At 58.6% G+C, this 16,504-nt stretch carries 17 protein-coding genes; 6 read left to right on the plus strand and 11 right to left on the minus strand.

Translation table 11 applies throughout. The features are described 5' to 3' along the window. Window positions 1–70 precede the first annotated feature (70 nt). Window positions 71–1,714 (plus strand): fatty acid--CoA ligase, encoded by a 1,644-nt coding sequence (locus AC13DD_RS04245; protein WP_482930879.1) that lies wholly within the window; start codon window positions 71–73, stop codon window positions 1,712–1,714. Between the two features lie 53 nt (window positions 1,715–1,767). On the opposite strand, the gene AC13DD_RS04250 is transcribed toward AC13DD_RS04245, so the two are convergent. The 6 genes from AC13DD_RS04250 to AC13DD_RS04275 form a co-directional block, all read right to left on the minus strand. After that, entirely contained in the window at window positions 1,768–3,021 is a 1,254-nt protein-coding gene (locus AC13DD_RS04250) for a D-amino acid dehydrogenase (RefSeq protein WP_482930880.1), read from the minus strand. A 143-nt stretch (window positions 3,022–3,164) separates the two neighbouring features. Beyond that, the gene (locus AC13DD_RS04255; protein WP_430415136.1) at window positions 3,165–3,521 is read right to left on the minus strand and encodes a translation initiation factor Sui1; all 357 of its coding nucleotides are present in this window, start codon (window positions 3,519–3,521) and stop codon (window positions 3,165–3,167) included. A 34-nt stretch (window positions 3,522–3,555) separates the two neighbouring features. Next, window positions 3,556–4,083, minus strand: a complete 528-nt coding sequence (locus AC13DD_RS04260) for a DUF4136 domain-containing protein (protein ID WP_482930892.1) — start codon at window positions 4,081–4,083, stop codon at window positions 3,556–3,558. 82 nt (window positions 4,084–4,165) lie between these two features. Then, on the minus strand, window positions 4,166–4,771 hold the full coding sequence (locus AC13DD_RS04265; RefSeq protein ID WP_482930881.1) for an IMPACT family protein: 606 nt from the start codon (window positions 4,769–4,771) through the stop codon (window positions 4,166–4,168). A gap of 7 nt (window positions 4,772–4,778) precedes the next feature. Further along, the gene (locus AC13DD_RS04270; RefSeq protein WP_482930882.1) at window positions 4,779–6,101 is read right to left on the minus strand and encodes a sensor histidine kinase; all 1,323 of its coding nucleotides are present in this window, start codon (window positions 6,099–6,101) and stop codon (window positions 4,779–4,781) included. Then, window positions 6,098–6,784, minus strand: coding sequence for a response regulator transcription factor (locus AC13DD_RS04275; RefSeq protein ID WP_008173941.1), 687 nt, complete (start codon window positions 6,782–6,784; stop codon window positions 6,098–6,100). Before AC13DD_RS04275 ends, AC13DD_RS04270 begins: the two co-directional genes overlap by 4 nt. 173 nt (window positions 6,785–6,957) lie before the next feature. Between AC13DD_RS04275 and AC13DD_RS04280 the strand changes: the two genes are divergently transcribed. Both AC13DD_RS04280 and AC13DD_RS04285 read left to right on the plus strand, forming a co-directional pair. Continuing rightward, on the plus strand, window positions 6,958–8,124 hold the full coding sequence (locus tag AC13DD_RS04280) for a GNAT family N-acetyltransferase (protein ID WP_482930883.1): 1,167 nt from the start codon (window positions 6,958–6,960) through the stop codon (window positions 8,122–8,124). A 48-nt stretch (window positions 8,125–8,172) separates the two neighbouring features. Next, a complete protein-coding gene (locus AC13DD_RS04285) occupies window positions 8,173–8,838 on the plus strand; it encodes a hypothetical protein (RefSeq protein WP_482930884.1) in 666 nt (221 codons plus the stop codon). An 11-nt stretch (window positions 8,839–8,849) separates the two neighbouring features. Here the strand turns inward: AC13DD_RS04285 and AC13DD_RS04290 are convergent, their stop codons facing one another. After that, the gene (locus tag AC13DD_RS04290) at window positions 8,850–9,065 is read right to left on the minus strand and encodes a dodecin (protein ID WP_008173934.1); all 216 of its coding nucleotides are present in this window, start codon (window positions 9,063–9,065) and stop codon (window positions 8,850–8,852) included. A gap of 192 nt (window positions 9,066–9,257) precedes the next feature. Between AC13DD_RS04290 and AC13DD_RS04295 the strand changes: the two genes are divergently transcribed. After that, the gene (locus AC13DD_RS04295) at window positions 9,258–10,031 is read left to right on the plus strand and encodes a DUF3750 domain-containing protein (protein WP_473977840.1); all 774 of its coding nucleotides are present in this window, start codon (window positions 9,258–9,260) and stop codon (window positions 10,029–10,031) included. Window positions 10,032–10,165: 134 nt separating this feature from the next. Here the strand turns inward: AC13DD_RS04295 and AC13DD_RS04300 are convergent, their stop codons facing one another. The 3 genes from AC13DD_RS04300 to AC13DD_RS04310 form a co-directional block, all read right to left on the minus strand. Further along, on the minus strand, window positions 10,166–11,482 hold the full coding sequence (locus AC13DD_RS04300) for a hypothetical protein (protein ID WP_482930885.1): 1,317 nt from the start codon (window positions 11,480–11,482) through the stop codon (window positions 10,166–10,168). Window positions 11,483–11,570: 88 nt separating this feature from the next. Next, window positions 11,571–11,882 (minus strand): AzlD family protein, encoded by a 312-nt coding sequence (locus AC13DD_RS04305; RefSeq protein WP_008173928.1) that lies wholly within the window; start codon window positions 11,880–11,882, stop codon window positions 11,571–11,573. Next, window positions 11,872–12,618, minus strand: coding sequence for an AzlC family ABC transporter permease (locus AC13DD_RS04310; RefSeq protein WP_008173926.1), 747 nt, complete (start codon window positions 12,616–12,618; stop codon window positions 11,872–11,874). The genes AC13DD_RS04305 and AC13DD_RS04310 overlap by 11 nt, the downstream gene beginning before the upstream one ends. Before the next feature lie 370 nt (window positions 12,619–12,988). On the opposite strand from AC13DD_RS04310, the gene AC13DD_RS04315 reads away from it, so the two are divergent. Next, complete coding sequence (locus AC13DD_RS04315; protein WP_424007799.1) at window positions 12,989–14,086, plus strand: Glu/Leu/Phe/Val family dehydrogenase; 1,098 nt, start codon at window positions 12,989–12,991, stop codon at window positions 14,084–14,086. 90 nt (window positions 14,087–14,176) lie between these two features. Continuing rightward, window positions 14,177–15,589, plus strand: coding sequence for a sodium-dependent transporter (locus AC13DD_RS04320; RefSeq protein ID WP_104269865.1), 1,413 nt, complete (start codon window positions 14,177–14,179; stop codon window positions 15,587–15,589). Between the two features lie 7 nt (window positions 15,590–15,596). Here AC13DD_RS04320 and AC13DD_RS04325 read toward each other — a convergent pair whose 3' ends face one another. Further along, window positions 15,597–16,499, minus strand: a complete 903-nt coding sequence (locus AC13DD_RS04325) for an NAD-dependent protein deacetylase (protein ID WP_482930886.1) — start codon at window positions 16,497–16,499, stop codon at window positions 15,597–15,599. Window positions 16,500–16,504 lie beyond the last annotated feature (5 nt).

A 16,504-nucleotide genomic window follows, 5' to 3' on the forward strand; every position in this document is an offset into this window, starting at 1 on the left:
CAGTCAATCTGTGTCAGATTTATTCCTGTTCTCGCGATAGCACCAACAACTGGGAAAGAGGAAACACGTAATGGCACAGACACGCATTCTCCCCCCGGCTGAAAATGCCTATGAGTACCCGCTGCTGATCAAGCAACTCCTGCTCTCGGGCCCCAGGTACAATCCGGACCAGGAAATTGTCTACTCCAACCGCAGCAAGTACACCTACACCGATCTGGTTGAGCGCATCCATCGCCTGGCAAACGCGTTGACCGATGCCGGTGTAAAACCGGGCGATACCGTTGCGGTGATGGACTGGGATACGCCACGCTATCTGGAGTGTTTCTTTGCCATTCCGATGATTGGTGCCATTCTGCACACGGTCAATATCCGGTTGTCTCCGGACCAGATTGTTTACACCATGAACCACGCCGAAGACGATGTGGTTCTGGTGCACGACGACTTCCTCCCGATCATTGAAGCCGTCAAGGGCGAGATCAAAACGGTCAAGACCTGGATTCAGCTCACCGACAGCGATACCGCGAAACAGGCACCTGTTGAAACCGCCGGCGAGTATGAGGACCTTCTCGCCAGGGCCAATGACAAGTTCGACTTCCCCGATTTCGACGAAAACAGCGTGGCAACCACCTTCTACACCACCGGTACCACCGGCAATCCCAAGGGCGTTTACTTCAGCCACCGCCAGCTGGTCCTGCACACGCTGGCCATGACTGGCACGGTAGCGTCGTTCGATGAGATGCCTCTGATGCGCTCCTCGTCGGTGTATATGCCGGTAACGCCGATGTTCCACGTGCACGCCTGGGGCGTGCCCTATGCCGCTACCATGATGGGCATCAAGCAGGTGTACCCGGGCCGCTATGAGCCGGAGCTGCTCGTCGACCTCATTAAAGAGCATAAAGTGACCTTCTCCCACTGCGTGCCCACCATCATGCAGATGATGATGGCGACGGAGTCCATCAAGACAGCCGATCTGAGCAACTGGCATGTGCTGATCGGCGGCAGCGCACTGACCAAAGGCCTGTGCGACGCCGGGGCCAAGCTCGGTATCAAGATGTACACCGCCTACGGCATGTCTGAGACCTGCCCGCTGCTCTGCGCGTCGCACCTGAAGCCCGAAGATCTGGAGCTGCCTCTTGAGCAGCAAACTGCAATACGGGTAAAAACCGGCATTGCAACGCCCATGGTTGAGCTGGAGATCGTGGACCCCGAGGGCAATCCGGTACCCCACGATGGCGAGGCCAAGGGCGAAATCGTGGCTCGCGCGCCCTGGCTGACCCAGGGTTACTTCAAGGAGCCCGAGAAAGGCGAACAGCTCTGGGAAGGTGGCTGGCTACACACCGGCGACGTAGCTTCCATGGAGCCGGACAACACCATCACCATCAAGGATCGCATCAAGGACGTGATCAAAACCGGTGGTGAGTGGCTGTCGTCACTGGACCTGGAAAACCTGATCAGCCAGCACCCCGCCGTGGCAGGCGCTGCCGTGGTTGGCGTGCCCGATGAAAAATGGGGCGAACGCCCTCACGCACTGGTCACCCTTAAGCCGGGAGAGCAAGCCAGTGCCGGGGATATCCAGAACCACCTGAAGCAATTCGTGGAAAGCGGCGAGATCAATAAATGGGCAATCCCCGAGCATATTGATTTCGTGGAAGATATTCCGAAGACCAGTGTTGGCAAGATCAACAAGAAACTGATTCGGGATCAGTTGCAGTAATCAGTGAGGCGTTTGGGAAGGGGCCAGATGACACACCTCATCTGGCCCCTTTTTTATAGGCCGGAAAACGTAAAATCCACCTCAGGCTTGCGGCCGTCAATAATGTCCGCAAGGGCCGCGGCGGAACCACAGGAATGGGTCCATCCAAGGGTGCCGTGTCCGGTATTCAGGTAGAGGTTGGCGAAGTGGCTTTTTCCGATGTACGGCACGTTGGAGGGCGTCGCAGGCCGTAAACCGGTCCAGAACTCCGCCTGATCCCAGTAACCTGCTTCGGGCATGACTTCCGCTGTGCGGCGCACGATAGCGCGGCAGCGGGTATAGTTCAGTTTCCGGCTGTAGCCGTTCAGTTCGGCCGTGCCCGCCACGCGCATGCGATCACCCAAGCGGGAATAAACCAGCTTGTACTCGTCGTCAGTGAGGCTGACGTTGAACGCCGCCTCCTCGTTCTTCACCGGTACCGTAATCGAATAGCCTTTGGCCGGATAGATGTTGAGGAAAATACCGAGCTGACTGGCGAGCGCCGCACTGAAGCTGCCCATGCTCAGCACGTAGGCATCCGCGCGCAGCGTCTCATGATGGCCGTCCCGGAGCGTCTGGATACCGAGTACCCGCTCGCCGGCGCGTTCGAAGCCCAGGATTTCAGTGCCGTACCGGAACTCTACGCCGGCCTCCGCGCAGCGTTTTGCAAGATTCTGAGTAAACATCCGGGCATCGCCGGATTCATCCTCGGAGGTATAGGTGGCACCGGCGATCCGGTTGCGGATCGGTTTGAGCGCTGGTTCCAGTTCAACCGACCGGTCAGCATCAATAACCTGCCGATCACAACCCAGATCCTGCATGATCCGGGTAGGCTCCATGGCACCGTCAAACTCGGCGGGATTGGTGTAGAAATGCAGGATACCCTTCTCGAGGTGGTCGTACTCTATGCCGGCTTCCTTGCGCAGAGCCTGCAACTGGCTTCGGCTATAGGTGCCAAGGTTCACTATCTGGCGGATATTGTGAGCGGCCCTGGCCGAGGTGCATTGGCCCAGGAAAGAAAGCGCCCAGCGCCACTGAGCAGGATCCAGCGTTGGCCGGAACAGCAGGGGCGCGTCGGGCTGGAACAGCCATTTCATGACTTTCAGAGGGGCGGACGGGTTGGCCCAAGGCTCCGCATGGGAAACGGAGATCTGACCTCCGTTGGCATAACTGGTTTCCAGGCCGGCCTGGTTCTGGCGATCAACCACAGTTACCTGGTGCCCCTGCTTCTGCAGATACCAGGCCGTGGTAGTGCCCACAACGCCTGCGCCCAAAACCAGTATATGCATGCTTGCCTCCGGTCGAACAGAATCCGCCATCCAACAGCATAATTGCAGGGATTTCTGGGCAGATTCCGGTTGGTATGAAACTCGGGATTTGTTAACGCGGGCTCTATTGTAACGTGAGCGTGGGGGATTTGCGTGTTATACCATCAGCCACCGGCGCGCTTAACCGTCCACCCCTTCTGCTCAAGCAGCGGAACCAGAAGATCCCGCTGGTCGCCCTGGATTTCGACCACACCATCTTTTACCGTGCCACCGGTGCCGCATTTGGCTTTCAACACCTTGGCATAGGCTTTCAGTTCTTTGTCGTCCAGTGGAATGCCGGTAATCAGGGTGACACCCTTACCCTTGCGACCCTTGGTCTCCCGGCTCACTCTGACAATGCCATCCCCGGCAGGCCGTGATGATGTACCGCAGGTACATTCATTCAGGGGGTTACGGCAATCCGGGCACATACGCCCCTGCTCGGTCGAAAAAACCAGACCGCCCTCAGATCGCTTCTTCATTCTGTCTCCGTGCTATTCCTGTCTTGTAACGCCTTCAATCTAGACCAGGAGGATACTTGGTAAACATTTCGGCCACGACCTCGTCGATCAGTTCTCTTCGGGTCTCGGGTGACTGGTTTTCATTGAGATAGCGCCGACTGGCGGCGCGCCAGACAACTTCTTTCGACTTGCTGTCTGCCAGCTCTACAACCAGCTTTCCCTCTTCAATTTCACGTACCGGTGGCGGCGCAGACAGGGCCCAGCCGAAATTCCCGCTACCAAAACCAAATCCGAGTCCCAGCCCCGTCTGCTCAAGACGCTCCTCGGGCACGATCTGCCAGCTCACCAGCAAGTCGGCCTCTGCTTCAGGGACCTGTTTCAGCGCTTTGCGATTCAGCTCTCGCTCAACGGCACTGCGCACCCGAGTGCCGTCAAGTGAGGTAAACGATGACGAGCCGTTACCACTGGCAAACGCCCAGGATGAATAATTTCCAAAAACCACAGACGAGTTGTAGTCGGTCACTACATTGCTGGCGCAACCGGTCATGGCCAATGCAACAACCGCTAACATCAGAAAACGCATCATGATTTCGGCCCTCAATTAAGAATATTCCTATGCAGACAGTATACGCATAGCCAACGCGTGACGATGCCCCCGGGATCCATCACCTTTCAAAACTGTAATCCAGCTTCTGGGCATCACAGAAAGCCCCGAACTCGGCCTGGAGGTCTTCCGGAACCAGTATCCGGGCACGAACGGATACCCCATAATCGACAGACTCCACCGATGCGCCGTTAACATCGCACCAATGACGCAGGGGCTGCTCATCGGCAAAGGAGAGGGAAACCAGCACGTCCGTCATGGGTTTCTGCACCACGCGGTCAACCGCTGACAGAACGCTCTCTGCTGCCCCGGCATAGGCCCGCACCAGTCCGCCGGCGCCCAGCTTGATCCCGCCAAAGTACCGGATCACCATCACCAGGACATCGCCCATGTCCTTGTGCTGAATCACATTCAGAATCGGCTTGCCTGCCGTTCCGGAGGGTTCGCCATCGTCGTTCATGGCTGCCTCGGCGGCAGAACCAGGGCGACCGATCTGGTAGGCCCAGCAGATATGGCGGGCGTCCGGATGATCCTGATGCGCCTGTTCCAGCCAGTCCTTTACCTTCTCCCGGGAACCCACTGGGGCCACCCGTGCAATGAACCGGCTTTTCTTCACTTCCGTTTCACGCTCAAGGTATCCTGCGGGAACGGGGTAATCTTTTTTCATCCGAAAGTCAGCCCCCTCCGAAAAACACCGGCAGACGAACCGTCACCCTTAAGCCACCACGCTCACCGGCCTCCGCTGCTATTAAACCATCGTGGGCGGCAACGATGTCTCTGGCAATGGCCAGCCCCAGTCCCCAGCCCTTGCCTCCGCGGGACTTATCGGCCCGGAAGAACGGCTCGAAAAGCTGGCCGATCAGCTCATCCGGAACCCCCGGCCCTTCGTCATCAACCGTCAGAGTCAACCAGTCATCGGCCACTGTCACGGCCAAATGAACAGCCCTGCCAGGCGGTGTGTGATCGAGGGCATTCTGAAGGATATTATCGATGGCTCTCTGCAAAAGCCCTTCATCACCCAGCACCGACGCCCGTGAACTTTCCGGTGAAACAACGAGTTTACAGTCCACACCCTGGTGTTCGGCGTAATCCGCGGCATCCTTGAGGACCTGATTGACTACATGCACCAGCCGGAGGGGCTCTCGCTCGATATCGCCCCCAGCTTCGGTAACCCGGTATAACGTCAGTATCTGCCCGGTCATGGTTTCAAGCCGTTCATTCTGGCGCAAAATGCTTGCCATCAGCTCTTCGTCCGCACCGGCCTCGTTTGCCAGCTCAATGGCGATACGCTGGCGGGTGAGCGGCGTTCGGAGATCGTGGGAAATATCCCGAAGCAGGTGCTTCTGGCGTTCCAGAAGACTGCAGAGCTGTTCGGTCATGGCATTAAAGGCGGTCGCCAGCTGCCCCACCTCATCCCTGCGTTGTGCGATCTTTTCGCTGACCCTGAGCGAATTATCCCCGCCCGCAATCGCCCGGGCCGTGCTCTCCATATGCCGCAGCGGCCTCGATACCAGGCGGGCAATCCACCAGCACGCCAGGGAAATCATCAGCAAAGCCAGCCCCAACTCTATAGCCCGGAAGAACCTCGGGTTGAGCCAGCCGGCGCCCTGCACCCGGGGCCAGGCCACCAAACGGTAACCGCCACCAACATCCAGTACCGCCGGTTTTTGCGGATACCAGCCGGATTTCATGCGGTCGCGAATGAAAGAGGGCAGCTTGCCATCATTCTCATCCTGTTCGAGCAGCACCAGAAACAGTTCAAGGCGCTCGCCCTCGTCCCGAAGAAAGCGCCAGGCACCGCCTCGATCGCCGGCCTCACGGATTGCGATGGCCTCTTCGGCCAGATCCCTGAGACCGGCCTGGCGCTCGATCGCTTCCCGTTCCCGGTCCAGAAGCATTCTGGTCGCCAGGTTGCTGGCCGCCACGGTGACCGCCATGGCCAGCCAGATCGACAGGAAGATCCGCCAGAACAGAGGGAACATGGGCCGCTGTTTCATTCTGGCACCCGATAGCTGTACCCCAGCCCCCTAACGGTTTCGATACGGGGCGGGTCGTCGTTGCCCAGTTTTTTGCGAAGGTTACTGATGTGCATATCAAGGGTGCGGTCGTAAGCTTCAAGGCGCCGGCCCAGCGCCCATTGCATGAGATCGGTTTTGCGGACCACGCTGCCTGCGTGTGCCAGAAGAACCTGCAGAACCTCGTACTCGGTGGCGGTCAACTCCATCGCCACATCATTCTGGTAAATTCGGCGATGGCCCGGCTCGACACGTAGGTCGCCATAGGTCCGGGCCGCATTGACTTCGGTTTTCTGGTCCCAGGCAATCCGCCGCAAAAGCGCCTGCAGCCGGGCCACCAGCTCGCGCGGATTACAGGGTTTGGGAATATAGTCATCGGCACCAACCTCGAAACCGACGATCCGATCCGTCTCGTCGCCCCGGGCGGTCAGCAGTACCACGGGCAGATGGGTCTCTGCCCTGAGTTCCCGCAACACCTCGAGGCCACTGATATCCGGCAGCATGATGTCCAGCACGACAATATCGCAGTCCTGACCCAGCGCCAGCGCGAGGCCGTCCCGGCCATTGGCAGCTTCCCGAATGGTAAATCCCTGATTGGTCAGGTAACGGGCAAGCAATTCCCGCAATTCATCATCGTCCTCGACCAGTAACACCCTGTTCTGCATGTCGCTTCTCCACCTGTCGTGCCGACCACAGTTGCTGCTGAAGTCTAACACGCTACCCGCAAACCACTGATTCGGGCCAGGTCACTTTGCAGAACCTTTACACTGACCCCGGGGTGATCAAAAGCTGTCTTCTGACGTATGGTATCGAGTACATAAAGGAGTTTTCCCTCACCATGTCAGAACCCGGACCAGCGACTCTCACACTGGAAACCTGCACCAGCATCAATGATATTCCCGCCCCTGAGTGGGAGCGGCTGGCTGGGCATAGCAATCCATTTCTTCGTTACGAGTTTTTCCAGGCACTGGAAGCGTCCAGATGCACATCCCCGGAGACCGGGTGGTCGCCACGTCACCTCGTGTTCCGAAAGGCTGGCAGAATCGTCGGCCTTGCGCCGGCTTTTCTGAAGAGCCACTCCATGGGGGAATATGTGTTTGACTGGGCCTGGGCCGATGCATACCAGCGGCATGGGCTGGCGTACTATCCAAAATTACTGATCGCCATTCCCTTCACGCCATCCGCAGGCCCAAGGCTGCTGCTGGATCCGGACATTCGACAACAGCTGGTACCGGAACAGGTTCATCACCTGTTGGACAGGCTGACCGATGAACTGGGAGCCCACTCCTGGCACCTGCTGTTTCCCGGCAAAGAGGATCAGGAGCTGCTTCAACACGAGCAGGCCTTACATCGCATCGGATGCCAGTTCCACTGGCATAACCATGATTACCGTAATTTCGAGGACTTTCTGGCGGCGCTGACTTCCCGCAAGCGCAAGTCCATCCGCAAGGAACGTCGCCAGGTTGCGGACCAGGGAATTTCCTTTACACGCTTTCATGGCCGGGATATTCCGGAGCACGTGCTTTCCGCGTTCTATGTGTTTTACCAGGCGACTTATCTGAAACGGGGCCAACGACCTTACCTCAACAAGCGATTCTTTGAGCTGCTTCTGGAACAGCTACCCGAACACGTACATCTGGTGATGGCAGTGCGCGAGGGCGAAATGATTGCCGGTGCCCTGTTTCTGGCGGGCACAACCACCCTCTACGGGCGTTACTGGGGTTGCCTTGACGAATACAACCACCTGCACTTTGAAACCTGCTACTACCAGGGCATCGAACTGGCAATGGACCTCGGCCTCAGCCATATTGATGCCGGCGCCCAGGGCGAACACAAACTGGTACGTGGCTTTGAGCCGGTAATCACCCACTCCTGGCATGGCGTTCTGCACCCCGGCTTCCGCGAAGCCATAGAAAACTTCACCCGAGAAGAGGCAGACCACGTGCGTGCTTATTTCAGCGATGCGGAATCCGCCCTGCCCTTCCGACAGCAGACGCCGGATTAACTTCTATACTGATAGACCCAAACCGGATTTACGCGGGGGTCAGACACTATGGATACGGACCCATTGTGGAGCATGTTATCGGCAGGCGGCCTGCCGCTTCTGCTTTCAGCGGCCGCCCTGGGCCTGGCCGTGATTGCCCTGTTCATCGGATCGGGCGCTCGCCGGCATAGCGAGGACCAGTTGACCGCATTACGGGAACGTTCCGATACGCTGTGGCGGGAAGTTGACGACATACGGGTGGCACAATTCAATCGTCCGGGTGAGTCCGGCAATGGCGCTTCAGGCTCCCCAGTTGAAGAAGCCCGCTATCAGAAAGAAGTGGAAGCCTACGCCAGGATCTGGCCCCAGGTATGGAATCTTCATGAACGCCTGGGCATGTTCCTGAGGGCGGTTGAAGGCGGCGAAGCGGCCGGCGAACTCAGACTGGAAGCTCGCAATGCGGCCCTGGAGGCCCGAGAGCTGCTTAACCGGAACCGCCCCTTCTGCACAGAGTCCGTCGATGAACTGGTTACCCGGCTGATTGATGCCGAGATCAAGGCGCACCTTGCGGCCTGCCAGTATCTGGACCTGCTAAAAGATGTCCCTAGCGACTCATCCAATCACGATCGCCGGGTCTTGCAGGACAAATGCCACAGCCTGCACGAGGGCGAGGCCCGGGAGCTGATGAACCAGCTGGTCTCGTCCATTCGGCACCGTGCAATTCGCAGTAACTAGGGAGCGCCTGTTCAGCTGTTGGCGATACGGAAACCGACTTTCATTACGACCTGATAATGGCCCACCTTGCCATCAACGATATGGCCGCGGGTTTCGGTTACCTCAAACCACTCCATGTTGCGAACGCTTTTACCACATTCCTCAAGTGCATTCTCAATGGCGTCTTCAATGCTTTTCTTGGAAGACCCGACAATTTCCACTTTTTTGTACACGTGATGGTCAGACATTAAAGCCTCCTGGGAATTGCGATTTGTATGTCTGAGCCTAGAAGACAAGCGTCCTCACGGCAAACCACAACCCGGCACAAGCCTCATCCGCCAACCCACGGCTGGCGTATCTGTCCCCTATAATCCAGGTAGTCGTGCGGAACTTTCTGTCACTCAGAGGGTCCCGTCTACCCCACGCTTTGGACTGAGTTCATGAAACGATTTTTCAGATACACCGGCTGGTTCTTCGGCGCCGTGCTCCTGCTGCTGGCTGGCCCGATTCTGCTTGCCACCAGTGGCAGCCTGCAGGGAGCCGAGAGCTGGCAAACAGCCACCCGGGAAAGCGCCCGGATTGCCCCTCTGCCAGAACAGGCCGAGGAAGCCATCGTTCAGGTATATGGCGCCCGGGCCTGGAGTTGGCGAGGTTACTTTGCCGTCCATACCTGGATAGCCACCAAGGAAAAAGGGGCCAGCCATTATCGGGTTCATGAAGTGACCGGCTGGCGCAGCTACGTGGTCAATTCCCGGCCCGGTGAGCCCGACAGACACTGGTACGGTGCAAAGCCGAACCTCTATGCCGATATCCGCGGCGAAGAAGCCGAAAAGCTGATTCCCGACATCTACCAGGCAGTGGCGTCCTACCCCTACCCGACCGAATACGAAGCCTGGCCCGGCCCCAACAGCAACACTTTCGTGGCCTGGGTAATCAGGGAGGTTGAGGGCCTCGATGTGGCTCTGCCGAACCACGCGATCGGCAAGGACTACCTCGGCGACCGTATTATCGCAGAGGTTCCGGGTGGCGCGGGTTATCAGGTCTCGCTGGGCGGGTATTTTGGCGTATTGGCAGGCATTCGCGAGGGACTGGAATTGAACCTTCTAGGCCTCTCTTTCGGTATTAACCCGTTGGCGCTAGGAGTAAAACTACCTGGCATAGGAGAGCTGGCCCTGAGAAATACCAATCCAATGACCAAGCCCTCCATGGAGTAAACAGACGGCCCGGCCGGGGGCAAGGCTCCCAAAAAACGCTGTAAATACGTCCGTGTACGCTTGGCTCCGCCATCCCTGGCTCCGCACATTTTTGGGAGCCTTGCCCCCGGCCGGACCTGCCTCGGAGTCGATCCCTACAAGCTGGCAAACTCCAGATACCGGCTCGCCGCCTGCTTCTTCTCGTCCTGGCTGTTCAGCATCTCCAAGCGCATCTTGTCGATCAGCTTCAGGTAATCGACGATGGGAGATTCCGGCTTACCGGAATCCTTTGACTCTTCGATAAATGCCTTCTGCTTCTCGCGGATTTCATTGAGCTTCTCAAGCGCGGAGCGGATCGCTTCCACCCGGGCATCAACCAGACCGTTACCACCGCGATCCGGCGAGCCACTGTCGCGACTCAGTACCGTCTCGGCGGCCGGCGCGTCGGCGGTGTTCTGCTCGGCAAGATCAATTTCTTCCAGGGTGCGAACCTCGCCGTCGGTCGTCAGATAGATTCCCGAACCCTTGATCTGGCCCAGCGGCACACCCTGATTGTTGGCCAGCGTGAAGCGGTCTTCGACATTGTCCACATAAAGCGCCTGAACGCCGACTTCCTCCAGGGATTTCAAAGCCTGGGAGCCTTCCGCGGTTTGCACCCACACGGACAGCGATTTAAAGATCTCATCACTGGCGTCAATCCAGCGGTTACCGTCGTCATCAAAACGGGCCAGCTCCCCAAAGCCGGAGCCGCTCCGGGGACCAAACAGTTCGGAGCCGTCGTCCACTTTGCCGTTGCCATTTCGGTCCAGCACCAGGTAGCCGCTACCGCTGCCCAGGGTGGCAAACTGCCCGGTTTCACCGTTACCGTTCAGGTCGAACTCGAAGAGGGTATCGGTCAGGCGGGCTGTGGCAGAGCCAAAGTTGATCACCAGAGGGTCGGTGAGTGGCCGTTCCTGAATCTGCACCAGTTCCGAGTACTCGTAGGTCCGGGACTGGGACTGTCGCAGTGACAGGGTGAATTCGATGGTCTCGCCATTGTCCAATGCGATGGTGCCAGTGGATGCAAAGCTTCTGGATTCGCTCTCCGAGTAAAACATATAGCGTCCGGCAGAAACCGAGAGACTGCCCCGACCCTCGACACCCGCATCACCACCGAGCGCGGCACGGCTAACGCTCAGTGCCTGCTGGCCCATCAGAAACAACTCTGAGGTTTTCTCGGCAAGCTGCGCACTGGTAAAGACGCTCTGCTGACCGCCATTCGTCACGGTGCTGCTGCCGCTGAACGCGAGCTGCTCCTGGCTGCTGTAACGATAGGCAGCCTGGCGCATGAGCGTTAACTCTGAGCCAACCGCGTTCTCATTGGCCTGCGGCGCAGCGGCAGATTGCCGGTTGATGCGGAGCTGCGTGCTGTCGAAAGCCGATACCTGGCGGGAACTGTCCTGGAAAAGCGAAATCTGGCTGGAGGAAATCATGGCTCTGGGCACCTGTAATTACTACACAGGTATATCGGCCGCAGCCTCCCGGACTTGAGCACTTTTTAATCACTTCAGATTCGAGAGGTTAGGCCAGAAACCGCACGATTCCGGCAGCCGCAATCCCGGCGGCAATGGCCGGGAGAGGTTTACGCAACGCCAGCATGGTAACCGCCGTCGTGGTCAGGGCCGCCAGCGCACCAGCGTCCCCCGTCACTGCCATGGGCACAATGATGGCAATCAGGACCGAGCTGGCCATGGTGTTGATAAAGCTCTCGATACGAGGATTGATCTTCACGAACGACATGATGAACACGCCGCCAAAACGGGTTACCAGTGTAACGGCGGTCATGATCGCAATCAGGAACAGAATACCGGCTGTGGTGGTCTCAACGGTCATGGGTGCTGTCCTCCGCGTCAGAAGCAGGCGCAGGCTTTCGCTCGAGCCAGAAAAACCCGATCGCACCACCGGCGAGCGCGCCCACGACGACGTGGGTATTCGCCGGCAACCATTTCCAGGCCGCCAATGAAGCCAGCGCTGTAACGGTCCAGGCCACGAGCACTCTCGGGGATTTCTTGCCGCCCAGCGCCATGGCCAGGAGGAAACAGCCGAGAACCATGTCCAGGCCCAGGGATTTGGGATCCTGCAGAAGGCCACCAAAATAGACGCCCAGACCGGTCCCGATGATCCAGGCCAGCCAAAGAGCCAACCCGCCACCAAGGATAACCTCCAGGTTTCGTCGGCCACTCTGGTATTCCTGGGCCGAAACCGCCCAGTTGGCATCGGTCAGCAACAGCAAGAGACCATAGCGCTTGCCCGGCGAGACATCTTTCAGCATCGGGTACAGCGAAGCGCCCATGAGCAGATGGCGGGAATTGATGGCAAAGACCACCGCGATCATCGGCAGTACAGATACCTCGGTGCCCCACATATCGACGGCAGCAAACTGGGAGGCGCCGGCAAACACCGTCGCACTCATCAGCACCGCCTGAAGCGGCTCAAGGCCTTTCTGGGTAGCTGCCAATCCAAAGGCAGCGCCAAACGCCACCACGAATAACGAGATGGGAAGCAGCCGGAAAAACTCCACCCGTACCCGGGCCGGCTGTAGCTGATAAGAATAGGAAGCGACAGACATCCGGGGAAACTAGGTCAGTTTCCCCGATCCGCGTATAGGTAGTTTCCGCAGAATGGGGCACATCTGCGACTAATGGACCAGATCCGCGCAACGCATGACGGCATTTAACCTCATGATTGCCTCAAATGTTTACCGGGGAGGCACTTGAAACCGGGGATGAGCCTTGTATCGGATAGTTCACTTTCGCATATTGACGTTAACGTCAATTGCCGCTAGTTTGTTTTTCGTCCAGCCCCAAAAGGGCACTTTCGGTGGGCCACCCCCAGCGGATATACCGGACACCTGAAATCGGAACGCCGGCCACAAGCCGGCAGACAAGAACAAGATACCCGCTCATGCCGAGATCCGGCCGGTGGGAGAGGATTTCGCAATGCTATTCAGCCATCCCGAGTTCGATAACCACGAACATCTTTCCTTTTTCTGCGATCCCGAAACCGGCCTGAAGGCCATCGTTGCCATACATAACACTTCCCGCGGCCCCGCATTGGGAGGCTGCCGAATGTTTCCCTATGCCTCCGATGAAGAGGCGGTTCGCGATGTCTTGCGGCTTTCGCGGGGTATGACCTACAAATCGGCCCTCGCCAACCTGGATCTGGGTGGCGGCAAGTCCGTGATTATTGGCGACCCGCGCAAACAGAAAACCGAAGCGATGATGGAGGCCATGGGCCGCCATCTGGAAAGTCTTGGCGGGCAGTACATTGCGGCAGAAGACTCGGGCACCAGCGTCCCCGACCTCAAGGTCATGGGCCGACACACCAGCCACGTTGCGGGAATTGCCTCGCGCACCGGCTTCGACGGCAACCCAAGCAACGGCGACCCGTCACCGGCGACAGCCTACGGCACCTTTATCGGCCTCAAAGCAGCGGTAAAACACAAACTTGGGCGGGACGACCTCAACGGTTTGAAGGTAGCCATTCAGGGCATCGGTAATGTCGGTTTCCGGTTGGCCAGACACCTGAAGGACGCCGGCGCTGATCTCTGGGTCTATGACATCCATGACGACAATATGCGGCGGGCCGTGGATCAGCTGGGAGCCAAGCCAGCGGCTGCCGAAGACATATTGTCACTGCCTGTGGACGTGGTAGCGCCCTGTGCCATGGGGGCAGTACTGAACGATGACAGCATTCCCCAACTGAAGGCCCGGATCGTCGCCGGCGCCGCCAACAATCTGCTGGAACACCCTGAGCACGATGCCATGCTGCAGGACCGGGGCGTTCTCTATGCACCGGACTTTGCCATCAATGCAGGTGGCATCATCGATGTGTTCTACGAGCGCGCCGGCGCCACACCGGAAACCGTTCGCGCCCACGTCGATACCATCGGCGATACCCTGACCGAAATCTTCAACCGTTCCGACCGCTCGGGGCGCCCCACCGGGGAGATTGCCAACGAGCTTGCCGAGGAACGGTTCAAAAAGCACATCGCTGGCGCCGGACAGGCGTCCGAGCGATTGGCCCGCACCGGCTGAGCTGACACCGGCGCACCCCCAGGAAGCTGCGGATAGCTGCGGCTTCCCTCTTAAACCCTGATACAAAAACAAATACTTCGGGAGATAGTTATGTCCGTCACCTCTTCAGATTCCGCCGCCTATTCCGGGGCGCTTGAAGGTTCAAACGCCCAACGCGGGCTCTGGTCATCACGTCTGGCCTTTATTCTCGCCGCTACCGGCTCTGCCGTGGGCCTGGGCAATATCTGGAAATTTCCTTATGTCACCGGTGAGAACGGTGGCGGCGCCTTCGTTCTGGTGTATCTTCTGTGCATCGCGGTCGTCGGGATTCCTATCATGATGGCGGAAGTCATGATCGGTCGTCGCGGTGGCAGGAGCCCTGTCAAGAGTCTGAGCCTGATCGCCGAGCATGACCGACTCAAGCCGGCCTGGAAGCTGGTCGGTGCCATCGGCATTCTGGCGGGTTTTCTGATTCTGTCGTTCTACTCGGTCATCGGCGGCTGGGCCATTTCCTACGTAGGCACAACCGCCAGCGGCCAGCTTGCCGGGCAGTCTGCCGATGCCGTAGGCGCGATATTCTCGGGCCTTCTAAGCGATCCCACCAAACTGCTGGCCTGGCATACCCTGTTCATGGCTATGGTGATGGTTGTGGTAGTGCGAGGCGTTCGCTCGGGGCTTGAGCGGGCTGTCAGCATTCTCATGCCGGCCCTGTTCGTACTGCTGCTGATCGTGGTCGGCTATGCAATGACAACCGGGCACTTCGGGCAAGCCGCCGCATTCCTGTTCCAGCCCGATTTCTCCAAGCTCACAACATCCGGAATACTGGTAGCCCTGGGCCACGCATTCTTTACCCTGAGCCTGGGTATGGCGGTGATGATGGCCTACGGCTCCTACCTGCCCAAGAATATTTCCATCGCCAAGACCTCCATAACTGTATCGGTCATCGACACCGGCGTGGCGCTGCTTGCAGGCCTGGCCATCTTCCCGATTGTGTTCGCGAACGGCCTTGAGCCGGGAGCGGGGCCGGGGCTGATCTTCCAGACGCTGCCGCTGGCCTTCGGTCAGATGCCCATGGGCTCCCTGTTCGGCACTCTGTTCTTTGTACTTCTGATCTTTGCCGCCTGGACGTCGGGGATTTCGCTGTTGGAGCCGATTGTGGAATGGCTGGAAGAGCGTAAAGGCATGAACCGCACCGTCAGCACACTCGGCGCCGGTTTTGTCTGCTGGGGACTGGGCATTGCCTCGATTCTGTCCCTGAACCTCTGGTCCGACTTCGCACCGCTTGGCTTTGTCCCCATGCTGGAAGGCAAGACCATTTTCGACCTGCTGGACTTCTTCACCGCCAACATAATGCTGCCCCTGGGCGGACTGCTGGTGGCCCTGTTTGCGGGCTGGGTGATGTCACGTCAGGCCATGGAGCGTGAACTGGCACTGTCACCGGCCATGTTTAACCTGTGGCTGATCACCGTGCGTTTCATCACTCCGGTTGCCGTGGCAGTGGTGTTTATCTACAACCTGATGTAAGCCGCCGCTACAACTGATCGAGGGAGGCCTTCAGGGTCTCCCCGATCCTCGCGTTCAGTTTCAGGTCCACCAGATCTTCAGCCCGCGTCCGCCCCAGGTTCAGGGTGGCAATGGGCTTGTTCCATTCGTTGGCGTACCGGCAGAAACGGAACCCGGAATACACCATCAACGACGAACCGATTATCAAGAGGCCATCACTGGCCTTCAGCGTATCCAGGGCCGAATACACCCGGTCTTTTGGAACATAGTCACCAAAGAACACCACATCCGGCTTCAGAATCCCTTCGCACTTCGGACAATCCGCCAGCCGGAAATCCTCGAAATCCACATCCAGATCGGCATCGCCATCCGGCGCTGTCTCGGCGGTGTATTTCTGGAACCCCGGGTTCAGATCGGCGCAACGGTCGTGCACCTCATCCCGCGGGCACCGGTAGCCGCAACTCATGCACACCACCTGATCGGCCCGCCCGTGCAGGTCCGTCACCCCCCGGGTGCCTGCCTTCTGGTGCAACCGATCCACGTTCTGGGTAACCACCAGACTGCTGTGGTTGAGCAGTTCCAGGTCAGAGATGTAATGGTGGGAAGGATTGGGCCTGGCATTACGCATGACCGGCCAGCCAATCAGGCTCCGGCCCCAGTAGCGCTGGCGGGTGTAGACGTCTTCCATGAACGCCTTGTGCTGAACCGGCTGCTTGCGCTTCCAGGCGCCATCGCCGTCCCGGTAGTCCGGGATGCCCGAATCGGTACTGACCCCTGCGCCAGTCAGGATCAGCAAGCGAGGATGGCGCTGGATAAACTCCGCCAGCAACGCCCCGGCCTCCTCCGGCTCATGCAACACCGGCGGCTGCTCCGGCTCGGGCAGGCGCTGGCTGGAGCTGAAAGGTCGGCTGCGGTGCGTGGTTAAAGACATACAGG

The sequence above is a fragment of the Marinobacter sp. L-13 genome, from assembly GCF_056857715.1.